The organism is Sphingomonas faeni (assembly GCF_030817315.1).
Lineage (GTDB): Bacteria > Pseudomonadota > Alphaproteobacteria > Sphingomonadales > Sphingomonadaceae > Sphingomonas > Sphingomonas faeni_C.
Map to the genome: position 1 here is coordinate 561,131 of NZ_JAUSZF010000001.1, position 15,902 is coordinate 577,032.

General features: G+C 68.3%; 6 protein-coding genes. 4 read left to right on the forward strand and 2 right to left on the reverse strand.

The window, feature by feature from the left end:
- Positions 1-71: 71 nt before the first annotated feature.
- Positions 72-530, forward strand: coding sequence for a hypothetical protein (locus QFZ54_RS02670; RefSeq protein ID WP_307084169.1), 459 nt, complete (start codon positions 72-74; stop codon positions 528-530).
- A gap of 29 nt (positions 531-559) precedes the next feature.
- Here QFZ54_RS02670 and map read toward each other — a convergent pair whose 3' ends face one another.
- Positions 560-1,387, reverse strand: a complete 828-nt coding sequence (gene map / locus QFZ54_RS02675; protein ID WP_307084171.1) for a type I methionyl aminopeptidase — start codon at positions 1,385-1,387, stop codon at positions 560-562.
- Between the two features lie 51 nt (positions 1,388-1,438).
- On the opposite strand from map, the gene QFZ54_RS02680 reads away from it, so the two are divergent.
- Entirely contained in the window at positions 1,439-2,197 is a 759-nt protein-coding gene (locus tag QFZ54_RS02680; protein WP_307084173.1) for a competence/damage-inducible protein A, read from the forward strand.
- Positions 2,198-2,203: 6 nt separating this feature from the next.
- On the opposite strand, the gene QFZ54_RS02685 is transcribed toward QFZ54_RS02680, so the two are convergent.
- Positions 2,204-2,617: an HIRAN domain-containing protein gene (locus QFZ54_RS02685; protein ID WP_307084175.1), complete on the reverse strand. Its 414-nt coding sequence runs from the start codon at positions 2,615-2,617 to the stop codon at positions 2,204-2,206.
- A gap of 182 nt (positions 2,618-2,799) precedes the next feature.
- Here QFZ54_RS02685 and QFZ54_RS02690 point away from each other — a divergent pair, with 182 nt between their 5' ends.
- Complete coding sequence (locus QFZ54_RS02690) at positions 2,800-4,845, forward strand: M13 family metallopeptidase (protein ID WP_307084177.1); 2,046 nt, start codon at positions 2,800-2,802, stop codon at positions 4,843-4,845.
- A gap of 491 nt (positions 4,846-5,336) precedes the next feature.
- Positions 5,337-15,782 carry a BapA/Bap/LapF family large adhesin gene (locus QFZ54_RS02695; RefSeq protein WP_307084179.1) on the forward strand — a complete coding sequence of 3,482 codons (10,446 nt, stop codon included), beginning with the start codon at positions 5,337-5,339 and terminating at the stop codon, positions 15,780-15,782.
- The last annotated feature ends 120 nt before the right edge of the window (positions 15,783-15,902 follow it).

The following is a 15,902-nucleotide window of genomic DNA, read 5'->3' on the forward strand; positions in this document are numbered from 1 at the left end:
CACGTAGGGAGGACGGATCGTTCGCATTCGATAAGCTTGCTAGCGCACCGACGTCGACCTAGCCTGCGACGATGCGGATCAAAGCGCTCACCTTCGCCATTGCCGGGATCGTCGCCGTCACGGGGACGGCATATGCCGTGCAACTCTCGCCCGAGACGATACTGGAGGCGTCGCGAGGCATGACCCGCCTCGTAGGGATGTCTCCGGCGGGGACGGAGACGTGGGCCCGGCTATCCGTCGCACGCGGCGAAAAGCATGATTCGGCGGCGTTCGACCGGATCGACCGCGAAATCGGCGAACAGCTCGCGCTCGATACACCGGACAAAACGAAGTTGGCAGCTCTCGCCAAAGCTTATGCGGCGGAGCGGGCCAGGGTGGAACTTAACGAGCAGAATCGAATGATCGCCGACGCATTTCAATTGTCGGATGCCGACCGTAAAATCTTGGGTCGTTTTCTCGTACGATCCCGTACCCCGCAGGCCCGTACCCCGCAGGGCGCGAATGCTCCGGTGTTGTCACCGCAGCCATAGCCGAAATGCCAAGCGGTGCGTCAAACCGCTCAGACGTATGGCGGTTGCGTGTAACCCTTGGGGCTGAGCGTGAAGATGTCGCAGCCGGTTTCGGTAATCCCGATCGAATGCTCGAACTGCGCCGACAGCGAGCGATCACGCGTCACCGCCGTCCAGCCGTCGTCGAGCAGCTTCACGTCGGGACGGCCGATGTTGATCATCGGCTCGATCGTGAAGATCATGCCGGGGCGCAGTTCGGGGCCGGTGCCGGGCTTGCCGACATGGACGACCTCCGGGGCGTCGTGGAACAGGCGACCGACGCCGTGGCCGCAGAAATCGCGGACGACGCCGTAGCGGTGCTTTTCGGCATGACGCTGGATCGCGTTGGCGACGTCGCCCATGCGGTTGCCGGGCTTGGCGTGCTCGATGCCGATCATCAGGCACTCATAGGTGACTTCGACGAGGCGGCGCGCCTTGATCGGCACGTCGCCGATCAGGTACATCCGGCTCGTATCGCCGTGCCAGCCGTCGAGCAAAGGCGTGACGTCGACGTTGACGATGTCGCCCGATTTCAGCGTCTTCTCGCTCGGGATGCCGTGGCAGACGACGTGGTTGATCGAGATGCAGACGCTGTGCGTATAGCCGCGGTAACCGAGCGTCGCGGGGACGCCGCCGCCAGCGATGATAAAGTCGTAGATCAGCCGGTCGATCTCGGCGGTGGTCACGCCCGGCACCATGTGCGGCACGATCATGTCGAGCGTCTCGGCGGCGAGCCTGCCCGCCTTCATCATGCCTTCGAACGCGGCGGGGCCGTGGAGCTTGATGGCGCCGGTGCGCGCGTCGGGCTGGTCCGAGGTGACGGTTACATATTCGGTCATGTCGCGCGATATAGCGTGGCGGGCGCGCTTTTGCGAGGCTATGCGAGGGGCATGGTAGAGGAACGCATCTGGACGGCCGCGCTGACGATCATCGGCGACGAGATCCTGTCGGGCCGCACACAGGACAAGAACGTCGCGCAGATCGCGGCCTGGCTCAACGTGCAGGGCATCCGCCTCGCCGAAGTGCGCGTGGTCGCCGACAAGACCGAGGCGATCGTCGAGGCGGTCAACACCTTGCGCGCACGCAACGACTATCTGTTCACGACCGGTGGGATCGGGCCGACTCACGACGACATCACGGTGGACGCGATCGCCGAGGCGCTGGGCGTCGCGGTCGAGCATCATCCGCGCGCGATGGCGGTGCTGGAGGCGTATTACGCGACGCGCGGTGGGCTGACCGAGGCGCGGGCAAGGATGGCGCGGGTGCCGGTCGGGGCGGACCTGATCGACAACAAGGTTTCGGGCGCGCCGGGGATCAAGATCGGCAACATCTTCATCATGGCGGGCGTGCCGCATATTACTGCGGGCATGCTCGATGCGCTGACGGGCACGCTGGAGGGCGGGCGGCCGGTGGTGTCGAAGACGATCGGCTGCTGGGTCGCGGAGAGTGAGGTCGCGGACCTGTTGCGCGACGCGGAGAAGACGCATGAGGGTGTCGCGATCGGCAGCTACCCGTTCTTCCGCGATGGGAAGACGGGTGCGAACTTCGTGGTGCGGAGTTCGGACGAGGCTTTGGTCGATCGGTGTCTCGCGGACCTGACGCGGGATCTCGAGGCGACGGGTCGGATCGTTACCGCTCAGGGTATCTGACGCGGCTCAGGCACCCCATTCGGGGCCGTCGGGATCGGGATAGAAAATGTCGGGATCGTATCGTGCGGAGAGTGAGCGCGGCGCGGACTCGACCGGGTTTGGCAAGGTCGGTGCACCACCGCGGAAGCGGATGCGGACGTAGCCCATGCTGCCGGCGAGCGCCTGGAAGACGACCGCGTAGTCCTCTTGCTGCATGCGCCGGCCGATAAAGGGTGCGCGCTCGGCCGATAGATAGCCCATCTGTACGCCGCGCAGGCTGAATACCGCGACCGCGTTGGCGTCATGCGGGTTCTTCGGTTCGCGCCGCAGCTCGACCGACTCGCCCGGAACGCACAGCAGCAGTTCCATGCGCCGGTTGCTCTTGCTCTTGTCCGCGTTGGGAAAGTCGATGCCGACCACGCTGAGCGTCAATTCGTCCATACCACAGACGTAGGCTTGGATCGCGCCGATCGAAAGCCGCCGGCAGTCTTGCCGTAGCCGATGCGTCGGAAACGGACGCATATTGTTCGGCGTCCGCCCTAGAACCGTAAGATCGGTCTGGATTTTTCGGATCCGACCTGTTCCAATCCTGGTTCGCACCGCCCTTCGATCATGGAGTTCCAATGCCGTCATATCCTATCTCGCGGCTGTTGCTGGGCGCCGCGACGCTCACGCTGTCGACGTCGGCCTTCGCACAGACCGCCGCTCCGGCCGGGACTCGCTATGGCAGTTTCGGGATCGATCTCACCGCCGCCGACAAGTCGGTGAAGCCGGGTGACGATTTCTGGACCTATGCGAACGGCAGCTGGAACAAGCGTACCGAGATCGCCGCGGATCGCACGTCCGCCGGCGGCAGTGTCATCCTCGCGGATCAGGCGGAGCAGCAGGTCCGCACGATCCTCGACGATGCGGCACGCGATCCGGCGGCGGTCGGTCCCGGCGCCAAGCAGTTCGGTGACCTGTATGCGAGCTTCATGGACGAGGCGGCGATCGAGCGCGCGGGTGCCGCTCCGCTGAAGCCCTATTTTGCGAAGATCGACGCCGCGACCGACAAGCAGAAACTGCAAGTCCTGTTCTCGACGGTCGGTTATGCCGCGCCGGTCGAGGTCGGCCAGTTGCCCGATCCCGCCGATCCGAAGCGCTATGCGGTCGCCGCGGGGCAGGGCTCGCTCGGCATGGGCGGGCGCGACTATTATCTGGAGCAGGGGCCGAAGTACGACACCTTCCGCACCGCGTACCGCGTTTATGTCGAGAAGATCCTGACGCTGTCGGGTATCCCGGATGCATCGGCGAAGGCAGACCGGATCGTCGCGCTCGAAACCGCGATGGCCAAGGTTCAGTGGTCGCCGGTCCAGTCGCGCGATCTGAAGGCGATGCTGAAGCCGATGGATGCCGCCGGTCGCAAGGCGCTAGCGCCGGACTTCGACTGGCCGTTGCTGCTGTCGACCGCAGGCTACAGCCAGTTCCCGATCGTCTACATGACCAATTCCACCGCGCTGACCGAACTCGGCAAGCTGTACGCGGCCACGCCCGTCTCGACATGGCAGGACTGGATGAAGTTCCGCCTCGCCTCGTCCAGCGCGAACGTGCTGCCCAAGGCGTTCGATCAGGCGAGCTTCGACTTCTACGGCAAGACGCTCGCCGATCAGCCGCAACAGCGCGCACGGTGGAAGCGCGGCATCGCGATGGTCAACGGGACGATGGGCGAGGCCGTCGGCGAGGTGTACGTGAAGCGCCATTACCCGCCCGAGAGCGAAGCGAAGATGGGTGAGCTGATCGCCAATCTGCGTGCTGCGTACAAGGAGCGGATCGGCGCGAACGGCTGGATGGACCCGGCGACCAAGACGCAGGCGCTGGCAAAACTCGCCGCGTTCGATCCGCGGATCGGTCATCCGGTGAAGTATATCGACTATGCGTCGCTGAAGGTCGTGCGCGGCGATCCGCTCGGCAATGCGATCCGTTCCGGCGAGTTCCAGCATCAGCTCGAACTGTCGCGGCTCGGCAAGCCGGTGGACCGTACGCTCTGGGGCATGACGCCGCAGACGGTGAACGCCTATTATGATCCGCTCAACAACCAGATCACGTTCCCGGCGGCGATCCTGCAGCCGCCCTATTTCGATCCGAAGGCGGATGCCGCGGTGAATTACGGGGCGATCGGCGCGATCATCGGTCACGAGATGGGCCACGGCTTCGACGATCAAGGCAGCCAGTTCAGCGCATCGGGCAAGTTCGAGAACTGGTGGACGCCGGAGGCTCGCACCGCCTTCACGCAGCGTACCGCCGCGCTGTCGAAGCAGTATGACGCGTACGAGCCGATCCCCGGCGTGCGTGTAAAGGGTGCGCTGACGCTCGGCGAGAACATCGGCGATCTCGGCGGTGTCGAGACGGCCTATGCCGCGTATCAAAAGTATCAGGCCGTCCACGGCAAGGCGCCGGTAATCGACGGGCTGACCGGCGACCAGCGCTTCTTCCTGTCCTATGCGCAGGCGTGGCAAGCCAAGTTGCGCGAGGGTGCGGCGCGGGCGCGGCTGTTGACCGATCCGCACTCGCCACCGTTCTACCGCGTCAACGGCATCGTCCGTAACGTCGACGCCTGGTACACCGCGTTCGACGTGAAGCCCGGTAATGCACTGTATCTGGCACCGGCGCAGCGCGTCCACATCTGGTGATGCGATGCCGTGTCGGTGAAGGCCGACACGGCGGCCCGGAACGGCGTCGCGTGACGCTGTTCCGGGTGACCAATTCCAACTCTTGAAGCCCGCTTGCCGCTTCCCTCCTGCTGAACGCTTGTTTCCCCATCAAGCGTTGCGGTTCCATGCTGCAACGCTTTGCTGCGCTGCGCTGCACAAATCAAGAATATGACTGGCTGACCTGTTCCCTTCCAGGGAGGGGAATCCTCTTAAGCCCCCAGGCCTTTTAGCGCTGTGCGCGGGTCGCGGCAGATGAGCGCTCACACGCGAAGAACGCGCGTCCAGCACTACGCTGGCGACGCGTCATCGACCGGCGTTCGCAACGCCTAATCAGAATTGGTTCCGAAAACGGAATCGTTGCACCGCTGCAACTCGGTGCGCCGTTCACTCATCGCGGGAATTTGCCGTTTTCGATCGCCGGGGGTGATCGGGGGGCGATTTTACAAGCGTGATACCAGGAGGAAACGGCAATGAACGTGGACGTGATCTCGAAGGCTACCGGCGCAGTCAGCCAGGTTTCGACCGGCACGATCGATCTCGACGCACCCAGCATCGTCCGGCTCGACATCGCTCGGGCGGACCTCGCAGGGATCGAACGGCAGGGCCAGGATCTCGTCGTCAGGTTGGCGAACGGCGAGCAGGTCCGGGTCGTCGATTTCTACTCTGCCGACCCCGCCGTTTCCAACGACCTCGTCCTGCGCGAACCCGATGGAACCCTGTGGCACGCCCGCACGACGAATACGCCGGTCACGTTCACGCAAATCGAAGATCTCGACGATCTCGCGGTCGTAGCATCGGGCGGCGGTTCGTCGCTTGCGCTGCCGGCGATCCTGGCAGGCGTCGCCGGGGCGGCGGGACTGGCCGCGGTCGCCGCCGGTGGCGGCGGTGGTGACGACGACGATCGGCCCACTCAGCCCAATCCCGGGCCCGGCACCGGCGTGACGCCCGATACGACCGCTCCGTCGTCGCCGACTGCAACCGTCCGCGGCGATGGGGCCGTGCTGACGGGCACCGGCCAGGCCGGCGCGACGATCCAGGTTCGCGACGCCAGCGGCGCGGTGATCGGCACCGGCGTCGTCGGCGCCGACGGCACTTATTCGGTCACGCTGACGTCGCCGCAGATCAAGGGCGATCCGGTCGTCGTCACGCAGACCGATCCGGCCGGCAACGTCTCCCCCGGAACGACCGCCGCGACCCCCGACCTGACGGCACCCGCCGCTCCGAGCGCCACCGTCGATGAGACGGGAACGATCGTCACCGGCCGCGGCGAGCCCGGCGCCACCGTGACCGTCGCGGACTCGACCGGCGCGATCGTCGGTACGACGGTCGTGGCGGCCGACGGGACCTATACGTTGACGCTGCCGACCCCGCGTGTCGACGGCACCGACCTGACGATCGTGCAGACCGACGCTGCCGGGAACGTCTCCGCTCCCGTCACGATCGCCACGCCAGACCTGACCGCGCCGGCTGCTCCGGCGGCGGCGATCTCGGGTGACGGATCGCAAGTCACCGGCCAAGGCGAGCCGGGTGCGACCGTCACGATCCGCGACGCGACCGGCGCGGTCATCGCGACCGTCGTCGTCGGCGCCGACGGCAACTATTCGGCGGCGCTCGTGCCGGCGCAGGTCGACGGCACGACGCTGTCCGTCGTCCAGACCGATCCGTCCGGCAACGTCTCGCCCGCCGTCGATCTCGGTACGCCGGATCTTACCGCGCCCGCGCCGCCGACGATCGCGATCGACGCCACCGGCACGCAGGTCAGCGGCACCGGCGGGCCCGGCGCGCAGGTCGTCATCACCGATCCGGCAGGCACGACGCTCGCGACGGCGACGGTTGCCGCGGACGGCAGCTATACCGCGATCCTCTCGACCCCGCAGGTCGACGGCGAGGTGATCGTTGCCCGCCAGACCGATGCCGCCGGCAATGCATCGGGCACCGCCAGCACGATTGCGCCCGACTTCACCGCGCCCGCTCAGCCGACCGCGACGATCAGCGCCGACGGCACGTCCGTGGCCGGGACCGGCGAACCGGGTGCCCGCATCGTCTTCGCGGACGCCAGCGGGACCGTGATCGGCTCGGCGACGGTAGCGGCGGACGGCAGCTACAGCACCGCGCTGACCCCGGCGCAGGCGAATGGCGAACAGCTGACCGCGACGCAGGTGGATGCAGCAGGCAATGCGGCACCACCGCTGTCGCTGACCGCACCCGATGCGACGGCGCCGCTCGCGCCCGTCGCGACGCTCGATGCCAATGGTACGATCGTCACCGGCTCGGGAGAGGCCGGCGCCACCGTCACGGTGCGCGACGCGAACGGCGCCGTTCTCGGGACGGCGACCGTCGGCGCGCAGGGCAATTATGCGATCACGCTCGCCACCGTGCAGGGCAATAGCGAGACACTGTCCGTCACGCAGGCGGATGCGGCCGGGAACGTGTCGCCTGCGGCCACGCTGGTCGCACCCGACCTGACCGCTCCGCTCGCACCGACCGGCATCGTCGCCGGCGACGGCACCAGCATCAGCGGCTCGGGCGAAGTCGGCGCGACCGTGACGATCCGCAGCCCGGTCGGCGCGGTCATCGCCACCGCGGTCGTCGGCGCGGACGGCACCTATGCCGCGGTGCTCACGCCTGCGCAGGTCGACGGCGAGGTGCTGACGGTGCGCCAGGCCGACGCCGCCGGCAATGTGTCGCCGACCGCGACGGCCACGGCACCCGACCTGGTCCTGGACGACGGGCCCGACGCACCGACCGCCACCGTCGCTGCCGATGGCTCGGCCGTGACCGGTGTCGCCGTCGCGGGCGCCGCGATCACGCTGTACGATGCCGATGGAACGATCATCGGTACAGGCGTAGCGGATGCCGACGGCAGCTATTCCGTCGCCCTGACACCGGCGCGCATCGACGGCGAGACGATCGGCGTCACGCAGGCCGATGCGGACGGCGACGTCTCGCCTCCGGCCCTCGCCATCGCGCCCGATCTGACTGCGCCCGACGCTCCCGTCGCAACGCTCGATCCGACCGGCGCCGTGGTCACCGGCAGCGCCGAGGCAGGGGCGGCGATCACCGTGCGCGCCGCCGACGGCACCGTGCTGGGCACCACCACCGCGAATGCCAACGGCGACTACGCGGTTACGCTGACTACGGTGCAGGATGCCGGCGGCACGATTTCGGTGACGCAGGCCGATGCGGCGGGCAACGTCTCGCCGCCAGCCAACCTCGCAGCTCCCGACTTCGTCGCGCCCGACGCACCGGTCGCCACGGTCGCGCCCGACGGTAGCGCCGTCACCGGCACCGGTGAGGCTGGCGCCACCGTCACGGTCCGCGACACCGCGGGCGTCGTGATCGGCAGCGCGACCGTCGCTGGCGACGGGACCTATTCGGCGCCGCTCGCCACGCCGCAAGCCAATGGCGAGACCGTGTCCGTCACGCTGACCGACACGGCCGGTAACGTCTCGCCGTCCGTCGATGCGGTCGCGCCCGACATCACCGCACCCGGCACGCCCACCGCGACCCTGTCCGGCGACGGCGGGCTTGTGGCGGGCACTGGCGAGCCTGGTGCCGTCGTCACCGTCACCGCACCCGGTGGCGCGGTCATCGGGTCCGCGACGGTCGGCGCCGACGGCAGCTATGTCGTCACGCTCGCCGCGCCGCAGACCAATGGCGAGACGCTGGTGGTGACTCAGGCCGATGCGGCCGGCAACATTTCCGCGCCCGTCAGCGTCGTCGCGGCGGATGTGACCGCACCCGCCGCACCGACGGTGGTCGTCAACGGTGACGGCACGGCTGTGACGGGAACCGGCGAGCCTGGCGCGACCGTGACCATCACCGACCCCGCGGGGGTCGCGATCGGCACCGCGCTGGTCGACGCGGGCGGTACCTATACCGCGCAACTGAGCACGGCGCAGGTCAATGGCGAGACGCTGACCGCGACGCAGGCGGATGCCGCCGGCAACGTGTCGGGTATCGCCACGACGATCGCGCCCGACTTCACCGCGCCCGCGCCCGTCGACGCGGCGATCAACGGCGACGGCACGCTCGTGTCGGGTACCGGCGAGGTCGGCGCACGGATCGCCGTCGTCGATGCCGCGGGTACCACGGTCGGCACCGCGATCGTCGCGGCGGATGGCAGCTTCGACGTCACCCTCACGCCTGCGCAGGCCAACGGCGAAGCGCTGAGCGTCGTGCAGACCGATGCGGCCGGTAACGCCTCTGCGCCGCTCGCGCTGACGGCGCCCGACATCACGGCGCCGCCTGCGCCCGATGCCGCGCTCGATCCTTCGGGGACGATCGTGACCGGTACCGGCGAAGTCGGCGCGACCGTCTCGGTCCGCGATGCGGGCGGAACGGAGATCGGCACCGCGATCGTCACCGCGCAGGGCGCCTACACGGTCGTCCTCGCCACGCCGCAGGTCGACAGCCAGTCGCTGTCCGTCGTGCAGACGGATGCGGCCGGCAATACCTCCGTTCCCACGCCGCTGACCGCGTCCGATCTCACCGCGCCCGATGCGCCGGTCGCGACGGTCGGTGCGGATGGCCTCAGCGTCACCGGAACCGGTGAGGTTGGCGCGACGATCGTCATCCGCGATCCGCTGGGTGCCGTGATCGGCAACGCGATCGTTGCGGTCGACGGCACTTATACCGCGGCGCTGTCGCCGGCACAGGTCGATGGCGAAGTCCTGACCGTCCGGCAGGCCGATGCTGCGGGCAACGTCTCGCCCCCAGCCACGACGACCGCACCCGATCTTGTCGCGGACACCGATCCCGACGCACCGACCGCTGCGGTAGGCGTTGACGGTACGACCGTGGCCGGCACCGCGATCGGCGGCGCTGCGATCACGGTCTACGACGCCGACGGTGCCGTGATCGCGAACGGCGTCGCCAATGCCGACGGCAGCTACAGTGTCGCGCTCACGCCGGCACGGATCGACGGCGAAACCATCCGCGTCACGCAGACCGAAGTCGATGGCGACGTCTCGCCGCCAGCAACTGCTGTGGCGCCCGACCTGACCGCCCCGATCGCACCGACCGCGGCGCTCGATGCGACGGGTAACGTGGTGACGGGGACGGGTGAAGCCGGCGCGACGATCACCGTGCGCGCGGCCGACGGCACGCCGCTCGGTACGGCGCTCGTCAACGCGGGCGGCTTCTATGCCGCGACGCTGAGCGCGGCACAGATCAACGGCGAGGTGCTCAGCGTCACGCAGGCGGACGGGGCGGGCAACGTCTCGCCACCGATCGCACTGACCGCGTCGGATCTGGTCGTCCCCACCGCACCGCTCGCAAGCGTCAACGCGGATGGCACGGCAGTGACCGGCACGGGCGAGGCGGGAACCACGGCGACCGTGCGCGATCCGGCCGGCGTTGTGATCGGCACGGCAATCGTCGCGCCCGACGGCAGCTTCACGGTACCGCTCGCGGATGCACAGGATAATGGCGGGACCCTGACGGTGACGCTGACCGACGCGGCCGGCAACGTCTCGGCGCCTGCCAATGCGTTGGCGCCCGACATCACCGCGCCGGACGTGCCGACGGTGGCGATCGCGGCCGATGGCAGCGTCGTGACGGGTGTCGGCGAAGCGGGCGCGACGGTGTCCGTGGCGAACGCGAGCGGTGCCGTGATCGGTACTGCGCTCGTCGCCGCCGACGGCAGCTATTCCGTCACGCTGACCCCGGCGCAAGCCAATGGCGAAGCGCTGACCGTGACCCAGGCCGATGCGGCGGGCAATGCGTCCGGTCCGGTCGCCATCACCGCACCCGACATCACCGGGCCCGCAGCGCCGGTGGTGACGGTCTCGGCCGACGGCACGCAGGCGAGCGGCACCGGCGAACCGGGGGCGACGGTTTCGATCGACGGTCCTACCGGGGCGACCATCGCCACCGCCACCGTCGCCGCCGATGGAACCTTCGTGGTGGCTCTCTCGCCCGCGCAGGCCAATGGCGAACAGCTAGAGGCCATCCAGGTAGACGCATCGGGCAACGCATCGCCGCCGACGCTGGTGACCGCGCCAGACATCACCGCACCGGCCGCGCCGACGCTGGCGATCACGCTCGACGGCACGGCCGCGAACGGTACCGGCGAGCCCGGCGCCACCGTGACCGTGCGCAACCCGGATGGCAGCACGATCGGCACGACAATCGTCGCGGCCGACGGCAGCTATACGCTGGTCCTCGATCCGGCGCGGATCGACGGCGAGGTGCTGAGTGCGATCCAGAACGATCCGACTGGTAACCCTTCGCCGCCGGTCACCGCGACGGCGCCCAATTTCGATGCGCCCGTAGGCCTGACGGCGGACGTATCCGCTGACGGCACGACCGTAACCGGCGCCGGTGAGATCGGCGCGACCGTGACGATCCGCGATCCCGCCGGGATTGCGATCGGGACTGCGGTGGTCGGCGCAGACGGCAATTACGTCGCCACGCTGACCACGGCCCAGGTCAATGGCGAAGTCCTGAGCGCGACGCAGGTCGATCAGGACGGCAATGCCGGGCTGCCCGTGGCGGCCACCGCACCGGACCTGACCGCACCCGCGCTTCCGACGGCGGACGTCAACGACACCGGCACTGCGGTCACCGGCACCGGCGAAGCGGGAGCGACCGTGACGGTCACCTTGCCTGGCGGCGCAGTCGTGGCGACGGCAATCGTCGGCGCGGACGGTACCTATACGGCGACGCTGACCCTAGCGCAGGTCAATGGCGAGACGCTGAGCGTGGTCCAGGCGGATCCGACCGGTAACCCATCGCCCGCCGCCACGGCGCTGGCACCGGACCTCACGGCACCACTTGCCCCGACCATCGCGATCAACGGGGACGGCACCGTCGTCAGTGGTACGGGTGAGCCCGGTGCGACGGTGACGATCACCGGGCCGGGCGGTACCCCCATCGGCACGGTGCCGGTCGCCGGAGACGGTACGTACACCATCACGCTCGCCGATCCGCAGATCAACGGCGAGACGCTGACCGCAACGCAGGCGGACCCGACCGGCAACGTGTCGGGCCCGGCGTCCACCATCGCCCCGGACTTCGTCACGCCGGCGGCACCGACCGCGATCGTCTCCGGCGATGGCACGATCGTGACCGGCACGGGCGAACCCGGCGCGCAGATCGTCGTGACCGATCCGGCGGGGGCCGCGATCGGTGTCGCGACCATCGGTGTGGACGGCACATACTCCACGACCCTCAGTACGCCACAGCTGAACGGCGAGGTCCTGTCCGCGACGCAGACCGACGGCGGCGGCAACGTCTCGCCGCCGGCTACGGCACTGGCACCGGACCTTACGGCACCAGCAATCCCGACGCTGGTGATCGCCCCCGACGGCGCGAGCGCAAGCGGTACCGGCGAACCCGGCGCTACCGTCACGATCGTCGGACCCGACGGCGCTACGATCGGGCCGATCACGGTTGCGCAAGACGGCAGCTACAGCATCGTCCTGAACCCGGCACAGCTGAACGGCCAGGCGTTCACCGCGACGCAGGCTGACGGCGTCGGCAACGTCTCGCCACCGGTCTCGGCAGTGGCACCGGACACGACCGCACCCGATGCTCCGGCGGCCGTATTGGCTGCGGGCGGCGGCAGCGTGACCGGGACGGGCGAGGCCGGCGCAACGGTCCGCGTATCGGGCCCGAACGGCCTGCTGGGAACGGCAGTCGTTGCGGCCGACGGCAGCTTTACCGTGACGTTGGCGTCGGCGCAGGCCAATGGTCAGGCGCTGACGGTGGTCCAGACCGATCGGGCAGGGAATGGCTCCCTGCCGACCGGGATCACGGCCCCCGATACGACGGCGCCTGGTGCGCCCTTGGCGGTGGTCGCCGGGGACGGCACCAGCGTGACCGGCACCGGTGAACCCGGCGCGATCGTGACGATTACGGCCCCCGGAGGCGGTACGATCGGAACGGCCACAGTGAACGCGGACGGCATCTACACCACGCCGCTGAGCACTCCGCAGGCCAATGGGGAACAGCTCACCGTGCGGCAGGCGGATGCGGCCGGTAACCTCTCGCTGCCGTCCTCCGTCCTGGCACCCGATATTACCGCACCGAGCGCACCGACCGCCACCGTTTCGGCGAACGGCGGGTTCGTCACCGGTACCGGTGAGGCGGGTGCGACGGTGCGTGTCACCGGCCCAGACGGTGGCCTGCTGGGCACCGCGATCGTGGCCGCAAACGGCACTTATGCGGTACCGCTGTCGATTGCGCAGACCGACAGCCAGTCGCTGACGGTCACGCAGACCGACCGTGCGAACAACCCGTCGCTGCCGACGATCGTGGTCGCACCCGACGATACGGCACCGTTCTCGCCGACGGCCACCGTCTCTGCCGAGGGCGACGCGGTCGTCGGTGCCGGTGTCGCCGGCGCCACGATCACCGTCAGCAATGCTGCCGGCCTGGAAATCGGTACCGCGATTGTCGACGCAAACGGCAATTATACCGCACCGCTCGATACCGCACAGCGCAACGGCGAGGTGTTGAGCGTCGTCCAGTCCGACACGGCGGGCAACGTCTCTCCACCCGTTCCCGCGATCGCACCCGACCTCACCGCGCCGGACGCGCCGAGCATCGACATCGGTGCCGGTGGCGACATCGTGACAGGCCTGGGCGAGCCTGGCGCCACCGTGACGATCACGCGCAACGGGCTGCCGATCGGTACCGCGGTCGTCGGGAGCACGGGGTCGTACCAGGTCACGCTCGACGAACCGCAACGCAACGGCGAGACGCTGGTCGCGACGCAGCGCGACGGCGCCAACAACCTCTCCGATCCGGCGAGCGCGGTCGCCCCCGACCTGACCGCACCCGCAGCGCCGACCGCGCTGCTGGTCGCTGGCGACGGGACGACGGTCACTGGCACGGGCGAACCGGGCGCGCGCGTTGAGGTGCGCGTCGGTAGCGGTCCCGTGATCGGGAATGGCGTGGTCGCCGCGGACGGCAGCTTTACCGTCACGCTCGTGCCGGCCCAGACCAGTGGGACGACGCTCGGGGTGACGCAGGAGGACGCGGCAGGCAACATATCGCTGCCGGGAAATGTCGTCGCGCCGTTCGACATCGATGCCTTCGACAACGCCAACACGGCATCGATCGACCTGGTCCCGCCGACGTCGTCCGTAGATCTTGGCAGTGCGACCTATCCGGTGCTCGTCTCGCTCGGACTGGTCAATCTTCAGGCCGAGGTGCTTTCGGTCCCCGACGTCCGGTTCACGGTGGAGGCCGGGCACAGCCTGGATGCGGTCTTCTCTTACAACTCCGACCTGCTCGATATCGGCGTCGCCAGCGATTACGCGGTCGTCGTCCAGCGCTTCGACGGCACCAACTGGGTCGCGGTCGACGGATCGGGCAATGCCTCGCTGCTCGATATCAGCGTGTTCGACGGCAATCTCAGCGCCACCGAAACGCTGGGACCGGGTGAGTACCGTGCGTTCCTGACCTTCTCGGGCACGGCGGGCGCGGCGCTGTTCGGTAACCTCGCCGTCGCCGGCGTGGACTCGGACTTCACCGCAGTCCCCGCTGTGGTTCCCTCCGCCACATCCGGCAACGTCATCACCGATCAAGGGGCAGGCGGCGCGGTCGATATCGTCGGACCGGGCACGCAGGTCGACAGCGTGACGATCGGTGGCGTGACCACGGCGGTCGCGGCGAACGGCACGGTCGTCGACGGGGCCTGGGGCACGCTGACGATCAACCTGGACGGCAGCTATACCTACACGCCGGATGCCAGCGCGCTGGCGATCGGCAAGACCGATGCGTTCACCTACACGTTGATCGATCCGACCGACGGCGAACGCGAAAGCGCCGTCCTGTCGATCGCGATCGGCAGCCCGGACATCGCCGGTGCGCCGGTGGCCGCCGCCGACGTCGCGGTCGCCGCGGTGACGTACGACAACGTCGTCGCAACGACGGCGCCGACGACGGCGTTCTCGTTCAACTCGACAGGTCCACTGGGCCTTCTCTCGACGGGCGCCGGCGGTAGCACCTTCACCGTGGCCGCGAACACCGTGGCGGACGTGTCCATCGCGGTTGCCCGCGCACCCAGTGTTTCGGTCTTGCCGACCTACACGCTGACCGTGCGCAACGAAGCGGGCACCGTGATCGAACGGGTAACGCAGATTGCGGTCGTCGGACTGCCGATCGGTACTGGCGCGGTGTTCACGGTCGAGGATCTCCCCGTCGGGCGATACTCGTACACCATATCGAGCAGCGCGACGGCAGGGTCGTTCGTGAGCACCGTGTCGGTCGGCGCGACGACGACGTTCCTCGACCAGTTCACGCTGGGGAGCGCTTCGACGGCGGAGGGCAATCTGCTCGACAACGATACCGCGAACACGCCGTTTGCCGGGATCCGGGTCGATTCAGGAGCCGGCTTCACGGAGATCGGCGATACCGCGGCGGTGCTGACCGGACAGTATGGGACGCTGACGGTCAACGAGACGGGCGATTACCTCTATAGCCCCAGTGCGACACTCGGGTACTCGACGGTCGATCTGTTCGATACGTTCACCTACCAGGTGATCCAGCCGAACGGCACCGTGGCGACGTCCACGCTGACCGTGACGATCGACGTACCGACTGACGGCACGATCGCGGCGGCTAGCGTATCGAGCCAGATCGTCGGCATCGAAACGGACGTGATCGCGCTGGATGCGTTCGTGACGAGTGGGATCGACGCGGACGCCTCGGTCACCGTCGCGCCCGATAGCGATGCGATCGGTCGTGCGATCTACGACGTGTTCGAAGGGCAGGGCGAGTTGGAGAACGTCCTGGCGAACTTCCTCCCGCCGGAACAGCCTGCGGCGTTGGAGGGTGTCGGAGACGCGGGACATCCGGCCTTCGCGATCGATGTCGCAATGCCCGCGGTCGCCGATCCGCTCGACTATATCGTCGCGCCGGAAGATCCGGACCGGCATGGCACCAATACCAATTCTGTTTATTAAGAAATCAGAACGGATTTAATATAATGATATCAATGGTATAAAGGCGCTGGTCTTACACGGTTCGTTAAAGGTACCGGGTCTTCTGTGTGTTCGACGCAGAGGACCCGGTACCCATGCACT

Excerpts from the sequence above, each read along its gene's own strand:
- QFZ54_RS02670 (WP_307084169.1), top strand. The coding sequence starts at position 72 with ATGCGGATCAAAGCGCTCACCTTCGCCATTGCCGGGATCGTCGCCGTC.
- map (WP_307084171.1), bottom strand. The coding sequence starts at position 1,387 with ATGACCGAATATGTAACCGTCACCTCGGACCAGCCCGACGCGCGCACC.
- QFZ54_RS02680 (WP_307084173.1), top strand. The coding sequence starts at position 1,439 with ATGGTAGAGGAACGCATCTGGACGGCCGCGCTGACGATCATCGGCGAC.
- QFZ54_RS02685 (WP_307084175.1), bottom strand. The coding sequence starts at position 2,617 with ATGGACGAATTGACGCTCAGCGTGGTCGGCATCGACTTTCCCAACGCG.
- QFZ54_RS02690 (WP_307084177.1), top strand. The coding sequence starts at position 2,800 with ATGCCGTCATATCCTATCTCGCGGCTGTTGCTGGGCGCCGCGACGCTC.
- QFZ54_RS02695 (WP_307084179.1), top strand. The coding sequence starts at position 5,337 with ATGAACGTGGACGTGATCTCGAAGGCTACCGGCGCAGTCAGCCAGGTT.